Source organism: Petrotoga olearia DSM 13574 (assembly GCF_002895525.1).
Classification (GTDB): Bacteria; Thermotogota; Thermotogae; order Petrotogales; family Petrotogaceae; genus Petrotoga; species Petrotoga olearia.
In genome coordinates, this window is record NZ_AZRL01000022.1 from 135,121 (window position 1) to 156,455 (window position 21,335).

Below are 21,335 nucleotides of genomic sequence, written 5' to 3' on the forward strand. Positions count from 1 at the left end.
TTAAATCTTTCAATACAATGGTTCAACATCCATGTGTTCCCAATAATCTTTGGATATTTTTTGATAGAGTGTATAAATCCTATCTCTATGGTCTTTTTCCCATTCGGCTAGATGATTCAGAATCTTTTTTAACTCATCGTCTTCAACACTTTCAGCAGCCTTGTTATAGAAATTCATAAAATCTTCTTCGATAAGATAAGCCATTCTTAATACCGGTATATCGGATTTTACGGCAGTAAAATCGCCCCCGTAAACAATTTCTTGGACAGCTCTTTTGGAAAAAGATTGCCCCACGTCAGTGGGTTGTGAGAAATGTACATAATCGTGACTTTTTACATCTTTTATAAGATTACTTATATAATCTACGTGACCTTTCTCCATCTTACTTAAATCTTCAAAGGTTTCCTTAACCTGTTGAATCTTCACAGTTTTTGCTTTTGATTCGTAAAATTGCATTCCTTCTGTTTCTTTTGACAAAGCATATTCTAATATACCAAGAGCCTTTTTTTGATTCAAAGAAAACACCTCCAACTGTTATTTTGAATAATATCTTTAGAAACTCTAAAACTTGTTTTAGCACCCCTTCGCCCCGCAATTCGTTCGCCCATCATTTTGAATACTCTACATAAATGTAAGGTATAAGGATAAATTCTAAAATAACTGATAAATAAAGTCCAACAACAGGGATTATTCCCAAAAGAAAAATAACCAGTAAAACTAGAAATATTTGTAAAAAGTTTTCTCCTTTAAAAACGAAAGAAAAACTCCTTTTCATAGAATCAGTTACTGAAAGGTTGTCAACGACCAAAGCACACGGTGAAAAAATTAGGAAAAGAGCTAATATTAATCCTGGAATAACAAAAGCTAAGGTTCCGAGAGATATCAGAAAACCAACTACAATAGAGAGCACGATTATCTCTAAGAGAAGTTGACTAATTTGTGAATAGCTTTTTTTAAGATCTATTTCTTCACCTTTTTTATATTGGTCAAAAAAGATGGTTGTCCAAGCGAAGAAAAAAACTGTAATGATACCAATAATAATAGAAGATACGAAATTAGCTATGGGACCTATAAATCCCACTAAATCGAAAAGCAAAGATAAAATAATTCCGATAAAGACAGGTATAAGTATGATAGGATTTTTACCAACTATTTTAAATGGTTCTGTAAAAACTTTACCTAGATTTATTCTCACTTGTATTCCCCCCTCCAATTTTGAAGACACTTATTTAATTTTTTCTTCTTCTAAACATCTATTTTTTTCAAATTGCAAAGTCGTATGATTGATTTCAAATTCTTCTTTTAAAACTTTGTTTAATTCATCTATACAATCATCCAACTCATAATTATCTTGGTTAAACTTTTCTCGGAGCCTTATATGGGCTTCCATATATTTGTCTTTTCCATCGGTTGTCCAAATGTGGATATGGTGAACATCTTTTACGAAATCGAATTGTTCCAACTTTGTTTTCAGCTTATCAATTTCAATATCAGTTGGAGTTCCTTGTAGTAATATATTTATAGTATTCTTAAGTAGTGGTATACTTTCTATAAATATATACCCGCTTATCATAAGAGTGAATATAGCATCAATAATGTAAAGTTTTTGATAAATGATCAAAAATGCCCCAATGATTACAAATATAGACGAAATAGTATCGCTCAGGACATGGATAAAAGTGGCTTTGATATTTAGATTCGTTTTTGAACCAGAATGTAATAAATAAGCGGTTGTTAGATTTCCTGTTAAACCAATAAAAGCAACTGTTAGCATTATGTTACCTTGTATGATCGATGGATTTGATAATTTATTAATACCTTCAATAAGTAAATAAACAGCAATAACCATTAATATTTCTGTATTTACAAAAGCGGCAAGTGTCTCCACCCTTTTATAACCATATGTTCTTTTTGGGTCTCGTTCCTTTTTTGACAAAACTCTTGCGATATAACTTATAAAAATTGCAGAAGTATCGTTCAAATTATGTATAGCATCCGATAACAAAGCTAAACTGTTTGAAAAGATTCCACCCAATATTTCGGCTATGGTTATACCAAAATTCAGTATAACTGACAGAAGAAGCTTAAAGTCCAGAGCCTTTTCTTCTTCATGATTTAGATCCATAAAACCATCCTCTATTTTGTTGGAAATTCACTTGACTCATAAACATATATACCGTTTTCATATTTTGAATATTTCCAGTTTGGGAAGGCCCATTGATTTGAAATTACTTTTGCTTCAGGCTTGAGTTCTTTTTTTAACTTATTTTCTAGTTCATTCATCGCAAAATCCACTTGAAAAACTGTAATAATATCAAATTTAGACAAATCTGCTTTCCAAAAGTTTTTCCAATGAATGAATGCTTTTCCTTTTAAACCCGCTCTCCTAATATTTATTTTTGAAATCAAAACTAGCAAAGGATTTATCTCAAAACCATGAGCTTGTATACCTTTTCTAGCAAAAGCAATGACAACACGTCCATCTCCGGAACCCAAATCTGCTGAAATCTCTTCTCCTTTTAATTCGGCCAGTTCCAACATCTTTTCAACATCTTTTTTTCTACTTGGATCGAATATTGCACCTTTCAATGAAAAAGGGATTATCCAGAAAAAGAGTAAATAGAATAGTAATAAAGCTAAAATTATAGAAAATACCCACATGCTTTCTCCTTCATCTTAATAAACTATATAGTGAGCTTATCATCTTTTGTACTTTGTTACTTCTCGCAAGAACGTTTTTCTTTTTTCTTTGTCAGCTTCTTTTTCAACACCTACTGGGGGATTCCCGTCTATTACTCCTAATATACCCCTTCCTTGATCACTTTCAGCTACAATTATTTGGAGAGGATTTGCTGTTGCAGCAAAAATACTAAGTACTTCTTGAACATTCAATAGTTGATTTTTAATATTTATTGGGAAACCGTTTTTCATAATTAATACAAAGCAATGACCTGCTCCTATCTTTTGAGCGTTATCGATAGCTACTTTAATTAATTCATCGTCGTTCCCATCGTATCTTACAAGACGCGGACCAGAGGCTTCGTTGAACGCTAAACCAAATTTTAAAGAAGGATTCGTTGTAACTATACTTTCATAGATATCTTCTACAGTTTTAATGAAATGTGATTGCCCTACTATTATATTCGTATCTTCAGGAATTAATAACTGTACAACATCGAGTTTTAAATCCATCTTTCACCTCCTGATTATTTTTTGAAATAGTGTTTCTAGAAATTCTAAAAAAATCAGTCTCTTTTATACAATCCTACAATTTCTGCCTTTTCTATTATATGACCTTCCATAGCTTTCAATAAATCTTCTTTTTTGGTATTTTGAGGTAAATCCAACGTTGTATCTAATGCATAAAGTTTAAAATGGTAATGGTGAACTCCATGTCCAACAGGAGGGCAAGGGCCCATGTATCCAGTTTGATGAGCACTGTTTTTCCCTTGATTTAATGAAAGCGGATTAGTTACAGAGTATTCTTTTGGGATCCTTTCAGGAATCTCTTCAACTAACTCAATGTTCCATGCTACCCAATGCACAAAGGTCCCCATGGGAGCATCTGGATCGTCCATTATCAACGCCAAAGATTTCGCTTTTTCGGGAATTCCTTCGATTAACAATATAGGGCTGATATCCCTACCCTCGCAAGTATAAGTACTTGGAATATAATCGTTGTTTTTAAAAACTGGTGAGGAAATTTTTAAAGCCATATAGATTTCCCTCCTTCTACCGATAATTTAAAAGCAACTAACAACTAAAAAATGTACATTATAATTATACCATAAAAAAACTATACTTCTGATGTCTTTAATCAAACTACTACTTTTATCAGTTATTTCCCTTTTCTAGTGAGTTTATTTCTAAATTTGAAATTAACGTTTTGTGGAGGAAAAATTCCCTTGTTGATACCACGAACTTCTTCGATTGAATAAAATGCATTTGGATTGAACTCATTAACTATATCGATAATCTTTTTTAAATCTTTCCTCCTAACCACACTGTAGATAATTTTCACAGGTCCTTTAGATCCTTCCGCATCTATACTCGTCACTCCAAAACCCTCTTTATTCAAATAATCAACTAAAGGTTGGGCTTCTTTATTGGTTATGACACGTACTAAATTTACTCCAATAGCTATTTTCTCTTCCAAAAAAGCCCCCAGATAGTTTCCAGTAGCGAATCCCAAGGCATAAGCGATCGCATAAAGAGGTTTATCCAAATTATTCATAACTTGAGAAATAGCTATAAGCCATACCATTATTTCAAAAAATCCTAGTACCGATGCCCAAAACTTGATCCCTTTCGAGACAAAGATGATCCTTATTGTCATCAGACTTACATCACAAAGCCTCATGGCAAAAATTATAATGGGAAAGATTACCAGGGAAAAAAAGGTAGAATCCACAAAAGAAGAAACTTGCACTATATCTTCACTCCTTTTAATGTTGATTATTTTTTGTTAATTCAAAATATCTTATCATATTTAGATGATATAATATAGAAAAATAAATAAAATTTAGGAAAGGAGATAATCTCTTGCGAAAAATAATTCTACTTTTTATTTTTTTGAATATCTTTAACTTGTTGTTTTCTTTGAATCTTGATTCATTCTTTAAGACTATCGAGCTAGTCAACAGCAAAGAAGAGATTGTGTCATTTTATTTCACTAACAACTCCGACAGTAAAATTATTGTACATATTAGTTCGTTTTTAGAAAATTCACTCTTTGAAGTATCTTATCCAAATGAAATTAGTTTACTGCCCTATGAAACAAAAAAAGCCGATTTTTTAGTTAAAGGTTCGAAATCTACAGAAGGTACTCATATTATTACTTTTTCTGTATCGGTTGAGGATAATTTACCAATCGATTCGAAGGTATCTAAAATTAGCTTCCCAATTATTATAAAAATTGTGGATTTGAATACTTCGAATATGCAAATTTCTTTAGATATGTATTGTGGTTCCCCCTTTATTTCAAATAAAGAGAACTTAGGTACTTTTTTCCCGATACGATTATCTAACAATAGCAATTGGGAAATTGATGTTTGGGGAACATTTTCTTTGTATAAATTAAGTAATAATCATTTGATTTTTCAAAAATCCCTTTTTCAGGACAAATCTATAAATCTTTTACCTCATACTAGCAAAGAAGGCGATATTTTTATCGAAAAATATTTAGTTCCCGAAGAATACAAGATTAGAGCAGAGTTATATTATGGTTATAAAGATTATTTTCAAGAAAAATACGTTTATGAGAAAGAATTCAAAATATCAGAGGATACGTACAAAGAAAGAAAAATGGCTAACATAAATACATATCCTGATCAAATTTATATAAAAATACCTAAACAAATGAGCCCACGAGAGTATATCACTACTCCGGTAGAATTTTCTTTGGATATACTTAATAATGATTTTTTAGATATAAACGTTTTTTTGGATTTTGAAAAGCAAGAAAACTTTTTTAATAGAAATACTAACTATAAGTATTTATCTATTACATCTAACGAATTTTCAATACCTAAATACCAAAAAGTAGAAGCAAATCTAATAGCAGATTACAGGAGATCAAATTTGGTAGAATTAAGGGGTGAATACTACGCTAACTTAAGCCTAATAGGAGAAAACAACGATGAAACTCAAGTGGTGCAAAGTAAAATCAATATTCCAGTGATAATAGATTTTGGAGATAATACATATAATTCAGAATTAAACGTATACATAAAAGAGAATAATATTTTAAACAACTTCTATAACAATATAACAATCAGTTTTGAAATAAAAAATACTGGAAACTCATCTATTAATTATGATATCTACTTGAAAAAATGGAACTCTACCACAAATAGCCAGGTAGGAAACAAAATTATAGTAAAATCCCAACAACCTCTCTTACCTGGCCAAACAGATGAATTCACAGAAAAATTAGTTACTGAATTAGGAGTGGATGAAATTTTAATAGAGGTTGTTACAAGTAAAGGTACTGATCCCAGTGAAATAATTAAAGTTGAGAATTACGCACTAAAAATTGATAGATAAAATAAGAAAGGTGATAAAAGTTGAAAAAAGTTCTAATATTAATAATAGTCGTCTTTTCAGCCTCTTTTTACTTTTCAAATATTCACTTAAGTTTTAATGAAACCCCTCTTCAAGAAGTACTACAAAAACTTGAGGAAGCTAGTGGAAGCATTATTTTAACAAAAACCAATACTTTAGGGAAAATTACAAAGGAAATAAATACTTTAGATTTGGAAAGCGCTTTAGATATTATCTTATACTCTACCGACTATGAATACAAAAAAATAGGACATAATTTGTATTTAGTTGGAGATTTCGATTTGATAATTCAAGGATCAGTACAAAATGCTACAGAGATTAACTTTGAAAGCTTAGAAGTAACAAAGATATCTAATATACTGATGCTTTTAAACCAGAGAGTTAGAAGAGTCCCCAACTCTAATAGTATAATTTTGTTTGGTAAAGACGGATTGTCATTTGAAATATTAAATTTATTTAATTTTTTGGAAGATAACGCAGGAGAAAACAAAGTGATCACATATTCATCTTCACATAAAATTTCAAAAAATGTCTATGATTATTTAATCTTTTTAGAAACAAGCTATAAAAGTTCTCCGCTTGAAAATCAAGATGCTATCGGATTTCTAGAATCAAACTTTTCACTTCTTACGGATCTAGAAAAAGTTGAATTTTATGAAAGCTTTGATGTGAATGAATCAGATCTTAACCTTAAAGAAAATATAAACAATTATTATTTGGTAGAAAAAGACGGAGAATACAGTGTTTTAGTTACTTCGAGGTTTAATCTAGAAAATCTAATAAACGACGAAAAAACAAAAAATGTCTCACATATAAAAACCTCATTTGGAGTAAGTTACCAATTCTATTCTAACGAAATTATGTCTAATATTTCTTTGCAATTCAACAAATCTTACTTTGATATCTCTTTTGACTTTAATAACAACTCTAAATTTGCATATGCAACGGAATTGAAAGATAAGGTAAGAATTGGAGCGATCCTGAAAAATGAAGAAGATCAGATAAATATATCTTTTTTATTAGACGATTACGAAGATTTCAATAATTTTGGTCTATACGGTATTCTTCAGATAAACAGTCAGATAGAAAATCTCAGAAGTATTTTAGTAGATATAAACGAATTAAGCTACGATTTAGTGGCTACAAAAACTTATACCTTTGGAGATAAACAAACAATCGAATTGTCTTTATACCCTGGAATTGGCCTCTCAATAAGTAAGAAAGATCAAGCAACTATATATTTTAATTTCGGCGCGCAGTATTCTTTCCCTTTTCAAAAAAGCGCGGCTTTGTTTTCTTACTTATACCATCAAAGCTTACACACTATCAGTTTATCAATTGAATTTTAACTAGGGGCGCTAAAACAATTTTTAAAGACATTAATTTTAATTTTGGGGAGGATTACAAATGTTTAGAATTCTAGTGGTAGAAGATGATAAAGCAATCTCAAGGCTTTTAGAGTTGGAATTAACTCATGTCGGCTACAACGTAAAAATAGCAAAAGATGGAGATGAGGCTTTAAAATTCTATGAAAATTTTAAGCCTGATATAATATTATTGGATATAATGTTGCCTATAAGAGATGGATTTGAAGTTGCTGAGGCAATTAGAGACTATGACAGTGATATTGGAATAATAATGATCACAGCCAAAGGAGAGTTGGAAAGCAAGGTTAAAGGTTTAAAAAATGCCGATGATTATGTAGTTAAACCTTTTGAAATAGAAGAAATATTGGCAAGAATAGAGGCTTTGTTAAAAAGAATGGGAAAAACTAAAGAACTAATAAAAGTAGGAGACATTGAGATTTATCCTCAAAACATGGAAGTTCTTGTAAACAAAAAAAATGTTCATTTGAGCCTCACGGAATTTAACATACTAAAGTTACTGGCTATCAATAAAAATATAGTTGTCTCAAAAGAAAAAATCTTAGAAGAGATTTGGGGATACTACGATGAAGAGAACAACAACTTAGTTGAAGTATACATCAATTATTTAAGAAAAAAATTGAAAGATTCCACACAAAATATAGAAACTGTGCGAGGTGTTGGTTACGTTATTAGGGAGAAAGAAAGTAAAACATAGTGCAATTTTTAGGCAAACAATAGTTTTTACAGCCATTACTATGAGTATAGTATTGACAATTGTTGGCATAGTGAGGATCGTTTTTGTACAATTCATACTTCAAAGTTACAACGACATGTATATTGCACAATTGAATGTAAGTGGACTGAATAGGGGAAATGCCAACAATCCTCAGGAACCTCTAGATTTGCTTTACCAAATTATGCAAGATTCAAGTGTATTGAGAAGAAGTTTATTATCAAACAGGATCGTCATTCTAGATGGACAGTTGATTTCAGATCCTTATGGTTTGATAAAGGAGAATTTCAAAATTCCCAGGTTACCGTATCTTTATGAATCTGATGGAATGTACTACATCTTTGCAGGTATTCCTATATTTGGTTCGTCTCTTTTAATAGTCGGCGGACCATCTCTTGAGCTAACAGCTCTTTTGAGAAACTTTGAAAAAGCAGTCTTTGTAATAATAACGACTGGTTTTTTTATATCACTATTGGTATCTTATTTTTTAGCAAAAAGCACACTCAAACCAGTAGTCAAAATGGCAGAACAAATATCTGAAATAGATGCCAATACCATAGATAAGAGGATATCAGAACAAAAATCTCAGGAATTCGATATCTTTGCACAAAAATTAAATTCGATGTTGGATAGAATCGAAAATGCATTTGAAATACAAAATCAATTCGTTTCGGACGTTTCTCATGAGCTGAGAACACCTTTAACTTCAATAAATGGTTACATTAAAATGCTGAAAAGATGGGGGAAAAACGATCCCAAAATTATGGAAGAATCTCTGAACAGTATTGAGGCATCAAGCGAATATTTAAGGGATCTTGTTGAACAACTCTTGCTGCTGACTAAAAACGATTATCAAATCGAAAAAGAAAGTATCGATATTAAAAACGTAGTAGAAGAAACTTTGAACCTTTTTAAATTAGAACTGGACGAATTCAAAATAGATATACAAGGAGAAAGTTTCACAGTAAACAGCTCTAACGAGTATCTCTCTTTAATCCTCAAAATTTTCATTGAAAACGCAATAAAATACTCATCAAATCAAAAAGAAATAACAATAAAATTAGACCCCAATCAAAAGAGTATAAGTATACAAGACCATGGTATTGGTATTGAACAAACTAAATTAAAAAATATCTTCGAAAGGTTCTACAAAGTGGATTTTTCTCGAAGCGATAAAGGCCATGGATTAGGATTATCAATAGCAAAAAAACTAGCTGATGCATTAGATATTGAATTAAAAGCTTATTCTGAATTAGGTAAAGGTAGTACTTTTACCTTGATCTTTTTGAATCAACTGTAAGGAGGAAGCCAATGTGGTTTATTTCGACAACAACGCAACTACCCAAGTTGACAGCGAGGTTGCTGATTTGATTTTGAAATATATGACAGAATTCTATGCAAACCCTAACTCTATTCATCAATTTGGAGTAAATGTTGAAAACGATTTAGAAGAAGCACGAGAGCAAATTTCCGAGCTTTTTAAAGTTTTACCCACGGAGATCTTTTTCACCTCTTGTGCTACTGAATCAATAAATTGGGTTATAAAAGGAGTTGCTAAAGTCAACAAAAATAGAGGAAAACATATTGTAACCTCTACCATAGAGCATTCTGCTGTTATTAATACAGCCAAACAACTAGAAAGGGATGGCTTCGAAGTATCCTATATAAATGTGAATGATAAAGGAGTAATAGATCTAAATGAATTGTCAAAAAATATAAGACAAGATACCATACTAGTGAGCTTAATGGCTGCAAATAATGAAGTCGGTACCTTGCAACCTGTTGATGATGCCTACAAAATCATAAAAGAAAAAAATGAAGAAACATACTTTCACATTGATGCTGTACAAGCTATTGGTAAAATTCCCTTTGATTTGTACAAATATAAATGTGATTTCGCTTCCTTTTCTGCACATAAATTTCATGGTCCAAAAGGTGTAGGTATTCTTTACAAACGTAGAGGAACAAGAATATTCCCCTTCATAACAGGAGGTTCTCAAGAAAATGGGATGAGAGCAGGAACGCAAAATGTTCCAGGAATCATAGGTACGGCTATAGCTTTGAAAAAATCTATTGAAAATCTTGACATAATGAATTCGAATATAAAAAATATTAGGGATCATCTAGCCGAAGAATTACTAAAAATAGGAGCAAAGATAGTTACTCCCCTAGAAAACTCCGTTCCAAATACATTAGCTTTTTTCTTTCCTAATATACGAGGAGATATTATTGTAAACGCCCTCTCAGAAGAAGAAATTTATGTATCAACCACTTCTGCATGCTCAAGTAAGATTAAATCCTTCAGTAGAGTTATGGAAAGTATGGGGTACAAAAATGACGAGGCAAGTGGTATGATACGAATTAGCTTATCTCACTTGAATAAAGACGATGAGGCAGAATTATTCTTGATTAAGTTAAAAAATGTCTTGAAATTTTTGAATTATTGATTTTTTAATGTATAATAAACATAAAGGGGGCGAAAATATGAGAAGTATGACCGGTTATGGAAGAATAACAAAAAATATTGGTGATTATAGCTATAATGTAGAAATAAAATCTCTCAACTCCAAAAATCTAAACATCAACACTTCAATCTCACCTTTGTTTTCTCCGTTAGAATTACATATTCAAAATCTTGTGAAAAAATACTTCAAAAGAGGAACCTTGCGAATTTCTGTAGATATAAAATTATTGAAAACAGACAACATAATAGATGTAGACTTGGGGTTATCAAAGGCTTATTACAATGCCCTCAACAATTTGATCAACGAACTGCATTTAGCTGATGACGTTAATTTAGAAGATTTGTTAAAATTCAAAGATATAGTTAAAATTTCCATCGATGAAAAAACTATTGATGACATCTGGGAAGGTATGAAAGAAGTTTTAAAAGAAGTAATCGAAACAGTCTTGAGATATCAAAAAGAAGAAGGTAAAGATCTAAAAGATTTTCTTAATGGTTATTTGAATGAACTTGAAGATATTGTTATTAAAATAGAAGAAAATGCTCACCAAATCAAAGAAAAATACAGAGAACAGTTAAAACACAACATTAATTCTTTGATTAGTAATATAGATAATATCGATGAAAATAGGTTAGAAATGGAAATAGTATTATTAGCGGAAAGAGCCGACATTAGCGAGGAAATGGACAGATTAAAAAGCCACATTAGAAGATTTAAAAATTTCCTGGAAAATGAAAATAATAACGACAGTATAGGACAAGAACTAGATTTTATTTGTCAAGAAATGCATAGGGAATTCAACACAATCGCCTCCAAGTCAAAAATTTTAGAAATAACTAACCTTTCCTTGGAAGGAAGAACTCTGGTTAATAAAATTCGAGAACAAGCTCAAAATATTCATTAAAGTATTATAAGCGTTTAATAATATGTTAGGAAACTACTTATAAATTGCATTTTAAAGATGTTAAGGGAAGGATGGATCTAAGCTAAATATTTTTGTTGGTGGAGGTGCTCTTTATGTATGGATTGATAAACATAGGTTTTGGAAATATTGTTGTTGGTGATAGGGTTATAGCCATTGTTTCTCCTACTTCTCAACCCTTAAAAAGATTAAAAGAAATTGCAGAACAGCAAGGGAAGTTATTAGAAGTAAACCACGGAAGAAAAACTAGAGCTTTTATAATAACCGACTCTGGTCATGTTATAGCCAGTGCAATTCAACCAGAAACAATTACCAATAGATTCTTGCAAAACTATTATGATATTGAAAAAGTTTTAGACAAAATACGCAAGGAAGTATTATAGCATGGAGGGATTACTTTATATCGTTAGCGGACCATCAGGTGCTGGAAAATCGACATTGATAAAAAATGCTCTAGACAAAATTACTGGTTTTTCATTTTCTGTTTCCTATACCACAAGAGAAAAAAGACCAGGAGAGATTGACGGAAAAGATTATTTTTTTATTGATAAAAGCACATTTTTCAAAATGAAAGAGGATGGCGAATTTCTCGAGTGGGCGGAAGTTCATGGGAATTATTATGCCACATCCAAAAAATTTGTTGAGGAAAAGTTAAAAGAAAGCCGAGGTCTTGTTTTAGATGTCGATGTTCAAGGAGCTCTAAACATAAAAAAAATTTATAAGAACGCCTTATACATTTTTATTTTACCTCCCTCAAATGAGGATCTAGAAAAAAGACTAAAAGAAAGAGGCACCGAATCAAAAGACTCTTTGAAAATAAGGCTAAAAGACGCAGAATGGGAAATTTCTCATATGAAAGATTTCGATTATATAATTGTCAATCAAGAAATCGAAGAATCAACAAATCAATTGATATCAATCCTTGTGGCAGAACAACTTAAAAGAGAAAGATTCAATGAAAGTACTCCTTTTTTTTTTTAAAAAATAAATACGAATTATTAAAATAAGAGGTGAAATCAAATGAATTTAGGAATAAATTACGATAAAATATTAAAAAGAATAAATTACAAATATGTTATTCCTATTATCGCAGCAAAAAGGGCTGAAACACTAAAAAACTTAGATGAATTGAAAGGGGTTACTGAAAAAAAAGACTATGTAAGTATTGCCTTAAAAGAATTAGAAGAGGGTAAGATACGAGTTAAAAATTCATCTTTATTAGATAGTTTAAGTAAATAGTCTAATCATAACTTTCATAATACTTTTAAAAACATTCACTTCAGGAGGGTAAAATGTTAGACTTAAAGTATATCAGAGAAAATCCTCAAGAAATAAAAGAAGCTTTAATAAGAAGAAACAACGAAACTTCTATAATAGATGAAATCATCTCTCTCGATGAAGAGAGAAGAAAATTGTTGAAAGAAATCGAAACTTTAAGGTCCCTAAGAAATCAAAACTCAAAATTAGTTGCTAAATTGAAAGCCCAAAAGAAAGATGATGAAGCCGAAGAAATAATTACAAAGGGAAAGGAAATCTCAGAACAAATAAAAAATATAGAATCAGATTTAAAAAAAATTGAAGATGATTTAAATTATAAATTATTATGTGTACCTAATATTCCTGACAGCAGTGCACCCGTTGGAAAGGATGAGAACGAAAATCTCGAAGTAAGAAGATGGGGAAAACCAAGAGAATTTGATTTTGAGCCAAAAGCTCATTGGGATTTAGGCCCCGAATTAGACTTTTTAGATTTTGACAGAGCGGCTAAACTAAGCGGATCTCGATTCACCATCTTAAAAGGAGACATAGCTCGCTTAGAGCTAGCTTTAATCAATTTTATGATAGACTTACATACAAAAGAGCATGGTTACACCTTTATACTACCTCCACATCTAGTTACAAAAGAAACTATCACCTCATCGGGTCAACTACCGAAATTTGAAGATGATTTATATAAAACTTCTTTAGATCAAATGTACCTTATTTCTACTGCAGAAGTTTCTCTGGCTGGTTTACATAGAAACGAAACCTTAGAATTAAATTCACTCCCTTTAAAATATGTCGCTTATACCCCCTGTTATAGAAGAGAAGCCGGTAGTTATGGAAAAGACGTAAGAGGAATGATCAGGCAACACCAATTTGATAAAGTAGAATTATTTTGGTATACCACCCAAGAAGAGTCCTCCCAAGCGTTGGAAGAATTAACAACTCACGCAGAAAAGGTGCTACAACTATTGAATTTACCATATAGAGTGGTTGCTCTATGCACTGGGGACTTAGGCTTCGCAGCTTCTAAAACTTATGACTTGGAGGTGTGGTTACCCAGTTACAATGATTATAAAGAAATATCATCATGCTCAAACACAAAAGATTTTCAAGGAAGAAGGGGAAACATTAGGTACCGAGACAAAGAAAATAAATTAAATTTCGTTCACACACTAAATGGTTCTGGATTAGCAGTTGGAAGAACTTTAGTTGCGATAATGGAAAATTATCAAACAGCTAATGGCAAGATAAAAATCCCTGAAAGACTCGTACCTTACATGGGAAAAGAGCTCATAGGTTGATTATAAATGCCAAATACGTTTTACGGAAAAAAGGTAAATGAAGAAATTATTCTAAATGAAGAAGAAACCGCACACATAAAAATAACAAGAAAGGTCGAGGGAGAAAAAGTAAAGGTAATAACAGGAGATGGGCTATTATACACCACATCAATAGTAAAAATAGGTAAAAAAGAAACGATCCTTGAAATTATAGACAAAGAAAAACCACAAGAAGATAATAAACCATATGTATCGGTATATTTAGGCATGAGTAAATGGGATAGAATGCATTTGTTGTTAGAAAAAATGGTTGAATTAAGGGCAAATAGCTTTTATCTTTACCGCGGAGAAAAATCAGAGATAAATTATAAAAATTTGAACAAGTTTCAAAGAACCATAATAGAAACTTCTAAACAAACTATTTTTGCCCATATCCCTCAAATTAATTTTGTAAAATTCGATGAGATTCCCAAAGAAAACACTATAGTACTAGACTTAGATGGAACAAATGACAATTTAGGAAAAGTCTTAAAAGAGTTAAAGGGTGCACAGAAAATAAACTTAGTTGTTGGCCCAGAATATGGATTTTCAAAAAGAGAAAAAGACTTTTTTTCTACAAACGAATTCAAAACTGTTAATTTGGGTAAAAGTATCTTTCGTTTTGAAACTTCTGCTATATATGCAATGAGTATCATTAACTATGAATACAACAGGTTATTTATTTAATAAGGGGGGTTCAAAATGCCTGAATGGCTCCAAACAACTATCAATTATCTAATAAGAATTGGTATCAGTGTTGCAATTCTCTTTATCGCGAGGTATTTAGCAAAATTTATCTATAGAATCATAATAAACACAGCAGAAAAAAGCGGAAGAGTAACGCTTCAATACAAGAAATCTTTAATGACGATATTGAACATAGCTATGTATACCTTAGGTGGTTTTATCATTATTTCTGTAATTTTTACCAACCTGAGCGCATTTCTTGCTGGATTAGGAATAGGTGGTATAATAGTCGCTTTTGCAGTACAAGAACCTCTTGGTAATTTAATCTGTGGATTTTTAATAATGTTGAACCATCTTGTAGTAGATGGTGAAGCTGTCGAAATAAATGGAATATCTGGATCAGTAGAAGAGATAAACGTTAATCATGTGGTCATAAGAACATGGGATGGAAGAAGAGTCAACCTTCCCAGTAGAGAAGTTTGGTCAAGCAAGATCATTCATTATTGGCCTACAAACATAAGAAGAAACGAGGTAAAAGTTGGAGTATCTTACTCATCCGATCTAAACAAGGTAATAAACGTAATAGATGAAGCAGTACGATCAGCCGAATTAGTGCACATAGATGATGACCATCAACCGCTAATCGTTTTTGATGGTTACGCCGATTCTTCAATAAACTTCATTGTAAGGTTCTGGGCAAAACAAGAAAATTTTATAAATTCGTCGATGGATGTAGCAAAATCAATTAAACAAAAATTCGAAGAAAATAAAGTTGAAATACCTTTTAACCAATTAGACCTTCACATAAAAGAAGTCCCCAATGAAATAACACAAAACAAAGAAAATATTTAAATTATAGAAATTTTCAAAAAGGCGGTGTAAACCGCCTTTCTTAATTTTGCTGTACTGTGCAAAAGTTTTTTCATAATGCTTTGAAATACTTCCAAATTCTCATTTGCGAAGCAAATGATGTTTGTGTTTAGGAAAATTGACTATTATAAAGAAAAATATTAGTGTAAGGAGGAAATTTCCAATGCAAAAAAAACAAGAAGAAAATCCGAAACCAAAAAAAAGATCGGGGAAAAAATTCTTAAGAATTATTCTAATTTCCTTGATTGTGGCTATTTTTCTACTTGGAGTTGGTTACATCTACTTCGAATATAATAGGCTTTCGTATCTCAATTTGAATCTTCAAAACAGTTGGAGAAGTTATATGGCATATTTAATCGATTTTATACCAGGATTAAGAAATTTATCTAATTATGAATATCTGGAGATTTCAGATCCTTTCTATTTGCAAAAGGAACTGTTAGATAGCAAACTCAAAGCTATACAAGACGAAAGAGAAAAATTAATTGCCGAACAAAATGAATTACAAAAACTTTTAGACCAAATTTCACAAGAAAGTGCAAATTTAATGGCTCAAAGAGAAGAATTAGAAAAGTTAAATCAAGAATATCAACAAAAAATTGACCAATACAACGATTACAATGCCAGAATAAATACCCTAGCCAATTGGCTAGCTAGATCAACCCCTCAACAAATTGCCAACGCTTTAAGTAGAGAAGAAGTAAGCGTGGAATTATTAGTAGATGCACTCGCAACGCTTGAATCAAAATCAGCCGCTGAAATACTGCAAGCTCTTGCGCTTGTTAACCCACAAAAAGCTGCTGAAGTGATAGCCAAAATGGGAGAAAAAAGGAGCGAATAATTTTGAACATTGCCTTAACTGATCTTACAACTAATTTACCCAAATCAAAAAACATTAATCACTTTACTGCGAATGCATCTAATGCTAAATTAGAATCCTTTGATCAAAAATTTCAAGATATTTTTAGCAATGTAGAAGAAGACAGCCTTGGTTTTAAAAAATCTCCTATGCCAGAAAAAGAAGTGACAAATAATAAGTTATCGGTCACAATGAATACTATTGATTCGAAAGATTTATTAATTTCAAATACTAAAAAAACAAAAAATATCCATTTGGGGGTCGATCAATTACTCCTACTCATAGAAGTTTCTACCAAAAACGCCAAAGGCATCGATGAAAAGGAATTATTAATTCAAGCTCAAAAAATTTTGTCTTCCCCTAAAACAGAGTTTACAAAGAATGACATAGAAGTATTACAAAAAGCTTTTAGCGTTATTATAAAAGAAAGAAAGGGTAGTAATAGTGAAATACCTTTAAAAGGTTTAATCAAGTATTCTAATTCCATAGAAGAAAGTCCCAATATTATGTTACAAAACAGCCTCCATTCAAAAGAAACCAATCAGATTGTTGATCCGGATATCCAAAAATTATTACAGTTAATAGAAAAAACTTCAAAAACCATAGAAAACAAAAATGAAATCAATACATTAGAACAAGCTCAGAAAATACTAATTTCTTCAAAAACCGAACTCACAGAAGAAGATAAAGAGGTATTGCAAAAAGCTTTTAGTATTATCATGAAAGAAACTAAAGCAAGTAATACTGAAATACCTTTGGAAAGTTTAATTAAGCATTCTAAGTCCATAGAAGAAAGCCCCAATATTATGTCACAAAACAACGTCCATTCAAAAGAAACCAATCAGATTGTTGATCCGGATATCCAAAAATTATTACAGTTAATAGAAAAAACTTCAAAAACCATAGAAAACAAAAATGAAATCAATACATTAGAGCAAGCTCAAAAAATACTCTCATCTTTTAAAACAGAATTTACACCTGACGAATTAAATATAATTAAAAATGCAATGGATATAATTACCACCAATAATTCAAAGACGGGAACCTCTTTATCAAGTATAATTGAAGAAACAAATCTCATAACTAATTCCTTGATTAAGGGAAACACTAGTATTACAAAGAATAATAAAAATGAGAATAATAATTCTATAAAATCAATGCAATCTGATCCAAAAGAGAATATTTTAAATACAAAAACCAACTTTGGTAAAACTGTTTATTTTGATCCATATGAAACCAGAAAAAACAACATCAATAAAGATAAAAACTCTGAATTACAAAAGGATAATGCTGTTAAACCTACACCAACCAGTAATTTAGAAAACATCAGCAAGAATTTAAATATCGAACAACTAAAAACCAATCTAAGCACTAATGAAATAGATTTAAAATCTCTAAAAATCAACAAAAATAGTATACAAGATGGTATCCCTGCAACCAATCTAAAAGATTTAAATGCTCAAATAAAGGAAGTAATTATCTCTAAAAACACTCAAACTTTTCTAAACGAAAGTTTCTCAGTCAAAATTTCTCCTCCGGACTTAGGAAAAGTCGATATTCAAATCTTAAAAAACGGGCAAGCTGTAACTGTTAATATATCAACGGAAACAGAAAATGCAAAAAATATTATATCAAAAACGCTACAGTCTTTAGTTGGAAACTTAAGGGATGAAGGATACCAACCCATCAATATAAAAGTGAATGTCACACAAGAAGAACATTATTTAGCCGATCAAAATCAACAACATCAACAAGAGCAAGAGCAGAAAAAATACGATGAAGATAACCAGAATGCCGATCAGCCAGAAGAAGGAACTTACTACACCTTTGATGAATATTTAAGGAGTGATTTGAATGCTTAACTCAGTATCGATGGATTCTATATATCAAAGTACGTATGAAGCAAAAAAAGAAAGAGAAATAAAAAAAGAATTAGACAAAGAAGCTTTTTTGCAATTGTTGATTACAGAATTACAAAATCAAGATCCAACACAACCGATGGAAAACAAAGATCTGGTAGCTCAGCTTTCTCAACTATCTTCCACTGAACAAATAACCAATATGAGCCAAGCAATTCAAGAAATGGTTAACTCCCAAATGTCGCTCAATAAATTACAAGCTGCAAGCTTGATCGGAAAGACCGTTGTGGTGAATGACAACACGATTGATTTGCAAACTGGGGTAGCAGAAGGAATAAACTATGGAATAAATAATAGCTCACAAGTATATTTAGAGATTTACAATTCAAATGGACAATTAGTTTACGCAGAAGATTTGGGCATGCAAGAAGCAGGGTTACATTCATATGTTTGGAGCGGAAGAAACAACGATGGAACTATGATGCCTGATGGAGAATATCTTTATGGGATTTACACCGTAGAAAATGGCCAAATGGTAGCAAATACCGGTGTAAAAAGTGGGACTGTAGAAGCGGTGAAGTTCTTAGACAATGAACTTTACCTACTTATCAACGGAGAAATGTATCCTTATTCGTTAGTTAATGAGATTAGCGCCTAAATTCTTATTATCAATACGATCTAGATAGGAGGAGTATAACATGCTCAGATCAATGTACTCTGGGATCACAGGTTTAAGAAATTTTCAGGATCAACTCGACATAGTTGCAAACAATATCGCTAACGTTAATACCGTAGGTTACAAAGGTTCAAGGGCAACATTTCAAACGACTCTTTTTCAAACCTTAAATGCAGGGAACGCACCTCAAAACCAACTAGGTGGCACAAACCCTATGCAAATTGGGTTAGGCTCTCAATTAGCTTCTATAGACAAATTAATGACACAAGGTTCTCCTATGTCTACAGGTAAAGCTACCGACCTAATGATCCAAGGAGAAGGCTTTTTTATACTCTCAGACGGAACAGGTCAATACTATACACGGGCTGGCAACTTTACTAGAGATTACAACGGATTCTTTGTAGATCCTGCCTCTGGTATGAAATTACAAGGTTGGACAGCAAAAATCAATCAAGAAGGAAAAAGAATTATTGACACCAACGATCCTATAGGAGATATCCAAATATCAAGTGGACAAGTAATGGCTGCAAAACAAACATCTTTTGTCAGACTTGCACATAATTTAAATGCAGGTGCGGGTATTCAGGACACAACAATCGTGGTTAAGAGTACCACAGGTGAAAATATACCTGTAAAATTTTCTTTCAAAAGAGATATGAGCGAAGAAAACAAGGATAAAAATGTTTACAATTGGACGGCAAGTGTAGTTGGTTCTGATTACAAATTTGCAGTTGACAATGGTTCAGGCACTTTAACTTCAACTACCCAAATTAGTGGAAAAGTAGAGCTTGACGACACAGGAAATGTAATTAGTTGGGTTAATTACGATATCAACGGAGTTCTTCCTTTAGCAGAAAGTAAGATTTCTATATACGATAATGGTGTACCAAGAGAAGTAATCCAACCACCTTCAGGTGGAGCTATAAGATTCACCGATCTCAACAACCCCACCAACTTTTCAGAAGCCAACTATATCAGTCCATCTGTAACCACATCGACAGTAGTATACGATTCTCTAGGTAACCCTTACAACGTTTATTTGAAATTCTCAAAAATAGATGCTAACACCTGGTATTGGAAGGCAGAATTAGAAGACGGAACTCCATTGTATAAAAGTACCGCTGATGGTCAATTAGTCGATGATTCCGCCGAAGGGGTAATAGCTTTTGACTCAAATGGTAACATAGCTGCAACTCAATGGAAAATTAACACTGACGGTACCATAGATCAAACTATCGGAGACGGTGACGATGGAGCAGCGGGTTTCTGGTTCGACCCAGCTGAGCTGGGAGCTGCTTTAGATCCAAGCGTGGACCCTCAATCAGCAGCTGGCGCAGGCCCTGTTAACGTTTCGATTAATTTTCAAGAACTTTCTCAGTTTTTTGCAGAAAATTCTATAGCGGTTACCGAACAAGATGGAAACGCTCAAGGCACCTTAGAGTCTTTTGCTATAAACACCAATGGACAGATTATAGGATCTTTCACAAACGGTTTAACTGCCCCATTAGGGCAAGTAGCTCTAGCTACTTTTAACAACCCAGAAGGATTATCAGCAATAGGTAACTCTATGTACGCTATGAGCTCAAACAGTGGACTTCCGCAAATAGGTGTCTCTGGTGTTGGAGGAAGAGGAAGTATTAACCCAGGGGCTTTAGAAATGTCGAATGTAGATCTGGCAGAAGAGTTTACAAATATGATCATAGCTCAAAGAGGATTTCAAGCAAATTCAAGAAGTATAACCACGGCAGATGCGATCCTTAACGAGCTTGTAAACATCAAGAGATAATTATTTCTTTGCCGTTTTATGCAAAAAGCCTTATTCATAATGCTTTTGAAATAATTTCCATATTCTCATTTGTGAAACAAATGATGTGTTGCTTCGTACAAAATGGTTTGTTTGCAATGCTTTAGAAATGTTTTCCACAATTTCGTTTGCTACGCAAATGATGTTTTTCGCAGATCTATGCAAAAAAACTTTGATTTTTAATTTTAGGATTTTAAGGGGTTTACCCCTTAACGCCCACGGAGGTTAAGATGATTAAACTCACAAAATTAAACAATGAAGAATTTTATATAAACCCTTATCAAATTGAAAAAATAGAATGTCATCCTGATACGACCATTACGATGATGAACGGACATGTTTATGTCGTTAAAGAAAGTATTGATGAAGTTAAGAAAAAAGTGGTAGAATTAAATAAAGAGATTTTCGGCAAATAAAGTAAGTATTTAAAATTTTGAGCAACCTT

The 21,335-nt window shown here is 32.0% G+C and carries 24 protein-coding genes; 17 read left to right on the top strand and 7 right to left on the bottom strand.

From position 1 onward, the window contains the following. Positions 1-9: 9 nt before the first annotated feature. The 7 genes from X929_RS08600 to X929_RS08630 all read right to left on the bottom strand — a co-directional run bounded on the left by X929_RS08600 (position 10) and on the right by X929_RS08630 (position 4,429). Positions 10-516, bottom strand: a complete 507-nt coding sequence (locus tag X929_RS08600; RefSeq protein ID WP_103067617.1) for a ferritin-like domain-containing protein — start codon at positions 514-516, stop codon at positions 10-12. Positions 517-607: 91 nt separating this feature from the next. After that, entirely contained in the window at positions 608-1,195 is a 588-nt protein-coding gene (locus X929_RS08605; RefSeq protein WP_103067618.1) for a YciC family protein, read from the bottom strand. 30 nt (positions 1,196-1,225) lie between these two features. Further along, entirely contained in the window at positions 1,226-2,125 is a 900-nt protein-coding gene (locus X929_RS08610; protein WP_103067619.1) for a cation diffusion facilitator family transporter, read from the bottom strand. An 11-nt stretch (positions 2,126-2,136) separates the two neighbouring features. Continuing rightward, positions 2,137-2,661 carry a class I SAM-dependent methyltransferase gene (locus X929_RS08615; RefSeq protein ID WP_103067620.1) on the bottom strand — a complete coding sequence of 175 codons (525 nt, stop codon included), beginning with the start codon at positions 2,659-2,661 and terminating at the stop codon, positions 2,137-2,139. 39 nt (positions 2,662-2,700) lie between these two features. After that, entirely contained in the window at positions 2,701-3,192 is a 492-nt protein-coding gene (locus tag X929_RS08620; protein ID WP_103067621.1) for an adenosine-specific kinase, read from the bottom strand. 53 nt (positions 3,193-3,245) lie between these two features. Then, positions 3,246-3,716 carry a YbhB/YbcL family Raf kinase inhibitor-like protein gene (locus tag X929_RS08625; protein WP_103067622.1) on the bottom strand — a complete coding sequence of 157 codons (471 nt, stop codon included), beginning with the start codon at positions 3,714-3,716 and terminating at the stop codon, positions 3,246-3,248. Between the two features lie 122 nt (positions 3,717-3,838). Beyond that, a complete protein-coding gene (locus X929_RS08630; RefSeq protein ID WP_103067623.1) occupies positions 3,839-4,429 on the bottom strand; it encodes a DUF2179 domain-containing protein in 591 nt (196 codons plus the stop codon). A gap of 113 nt (positions 4,430-4,542) precedes the next feature. Between X929_RS08630 and X929_RS08635 the strand changes: the two genes are divergently transcribed. From X929_RS08635 to X929_RS08715, 17 genes are all read left to right on the top strand, one after another. Next, a complete protein-coding gene (locus X929_RS08635; RefSeq protein ID WP_103067624.1) occupies positions 4,543-6,045 on the top strand; it encodes a hypothetical protein in 1,503 nt (500 codons plus the stop codon). A gap of 20 nt (positions 6,046-6,065) precedes the next feature. Continuing rightward, complete coding sequence (locus X929_RS08640; protein WP_103067625.1) at positions 6,066-7,412, top strand: hypothetical protein; 1,347 nt, start codon at positions 6,066-6,068, stop codon at positions 7,410-7,412. 58 nt (positions 7,413-7,470) lie between these two features. Continuing rightward, positions 7,471-8,145 carry a response regulator transcription factor gene (locus X929_RS08645; protein ID WP_012207951.1) on the top strand — a complete coding sequence of 225 codons (675 nt, stop codon included), beginning with the start codon at positions 7,471-7,473 and terminating at the stop codon, positions 8,143-8,145. Then, positions 8,105-9,463 carry a sensor histidine kinase gene (locus X929_RS08650; protein ID WP_146255787.1) on the top strand — a complete coding sequence of 453 codons (1,359 nt, stop codon included), beginning with the start codon at positions 8,105-8,107 and terminating at the stop codon, positions 9,461-9,463. The genes X929_RS08645 and X929_RS08650 overlap by 41 nt, the downstream gene beginning before the upstream one ends. 13 nt (positions 9,464-9,476) lie before the next feature. Next, complete coding sequence (locus tag X929_RS08655) at positions 9,477-10,610, top strand: cysteine desulfurase family protein (RefSeq protein ID WP_103067627.1); 1,134 nt, start codon at positions 9,477-9,479, stop codon at positions 10,608-10,610. A 37-nt stretch (positions 10,611-10,647) separates the two neighbouring features. Then, positions 10,648-11,532, top strand: coding sequence for a YicC/YloC family endoribonuclease (locus X929_RS08660; RefSeq protein WP_103067628.1), 885 nt, complete (start codon positions 10,648-10,650; stop codon positions 11,530-11,532). A 113-nt stretch (positions 11,533-11,645) separates the two neighbouring features. Further along, entirely contained in the window at positions 11,646-11,933 is a 288-nt protein-coding gene (locus tag X929_RS08665) for a DUF370 domain-containing protein (protein ID WP_012207955.1), read from the top strand. A 1-nt stretch (position 11,934) separates the two neighbouring features. Next, entirely contained in the window at positions 11,935-12,531 is a 597-nt protein-coding gene (gene gmk, locus X929_RS08670; RefSeq protein WP_103067629.1) for a guanylate kinase, read from the top strand. A gap of 39 nt (positions 12,532-12,570) precedes the next feature. Then, a complete protein-coding gene (gene rpoZ, locus X929_RS08675; RefSeq protein ID WP_103067630.1) occupies positions 12,571-12,789 on the top strand; it encodes a DNA-directed RNA polymerase subunit omega in 219 nt (72 codons plus the stop codon). 53 nt (positions 12,790-12,842) lie between these two features. Beyond that, a complete protein-coding gene (gene serS, locus X929_RS08680; RefSeq protein WP_103067631.1) occupies positions 12,843-14,117 on the top strand; it encodes a serine--tRNA ligase in 1,275 nt (424 codons plus the stop codon). Positions 14,118-14,123: 6 nt separating this feature from the next. After that, a complete protein-coding gene (locus X929_RS08685; RefSeq protein WP_103067632.1) occupies positions 14,124-14,822 on the top strand; it encodes a 16S rRNA (uracil(1498)-N(3))-methyltransferase in 699 nt (232 codons plus the stop codon). A 15-nt stretch (positions 14,823-14,837) separates the two neighbouring features. Then, positions 14,838-15,674 (top strand): mechanosensitive ion channel family protein, encoded by an 837-nt coding sequence (locus X929_RS08690; protein ID WP_012207960.1) that lies wholly within the window; start codon positions 14,838-14,840, stop codon positions 15,672-15,674. A gap of 181 nt (positions 15,675-15,855) precedes the next feature. Further along, a complete protein-coding gene (locus X929_RS08695; protein ID WP_012207961.1) occupies positions 15,856-16,533 on the top strand; it encodes a MotE family protein in 678 nt (225 codons plus the stop codon). Between the two features lie 2 nt (positions 16,534-16,535). Continuing rightward, positions 16,536-18,413 (top strand): flagellar hook-length control protein FliK, encoded by a 1,878-nt coding sequence (gene fliK / locus X929_RS08700; protein WP_103067633.1) that lies wholly within the window; start codon positions 16,536-16,538, stop codon positions 18,411-18,413. Further along, positions 18,406-19,068, top strand: coding sequence for a flagellar hook assembly protein FlgD (locus X929_RS08705; protein ID WP_103067634.1), 663 nt, complete (start codon positions 18,406-18,408; stop codon positions 19,066-19,068). Before fliK ends, X929_RS08705 begins: the two co-directional genes overlap by 8 nt. Positions 19,069-19,108: 40 nt before the next feature. Further along, entirely contained in the window at positions 19,109-20,872 is a 1,764-nt protein-coding gene (locus X929_RS08710) for a flagellar hook protein FlgE (protein ID WP_103067635.1), read from the top strand. 248 nt (positions 20,873-21,120) lie between these two features. Further along, positions 21,121-21,306, top strand: a complete 186-nt coding sequence (locus X929_RS08715) for a flagellar FlbD family protein (protein WP_103067636.1) — start codon at positions 21,121-21,123, stop codon at positions 21,304-21,306. Positions 21,307-21,335 lie beyond the last annotated feature (29 nt).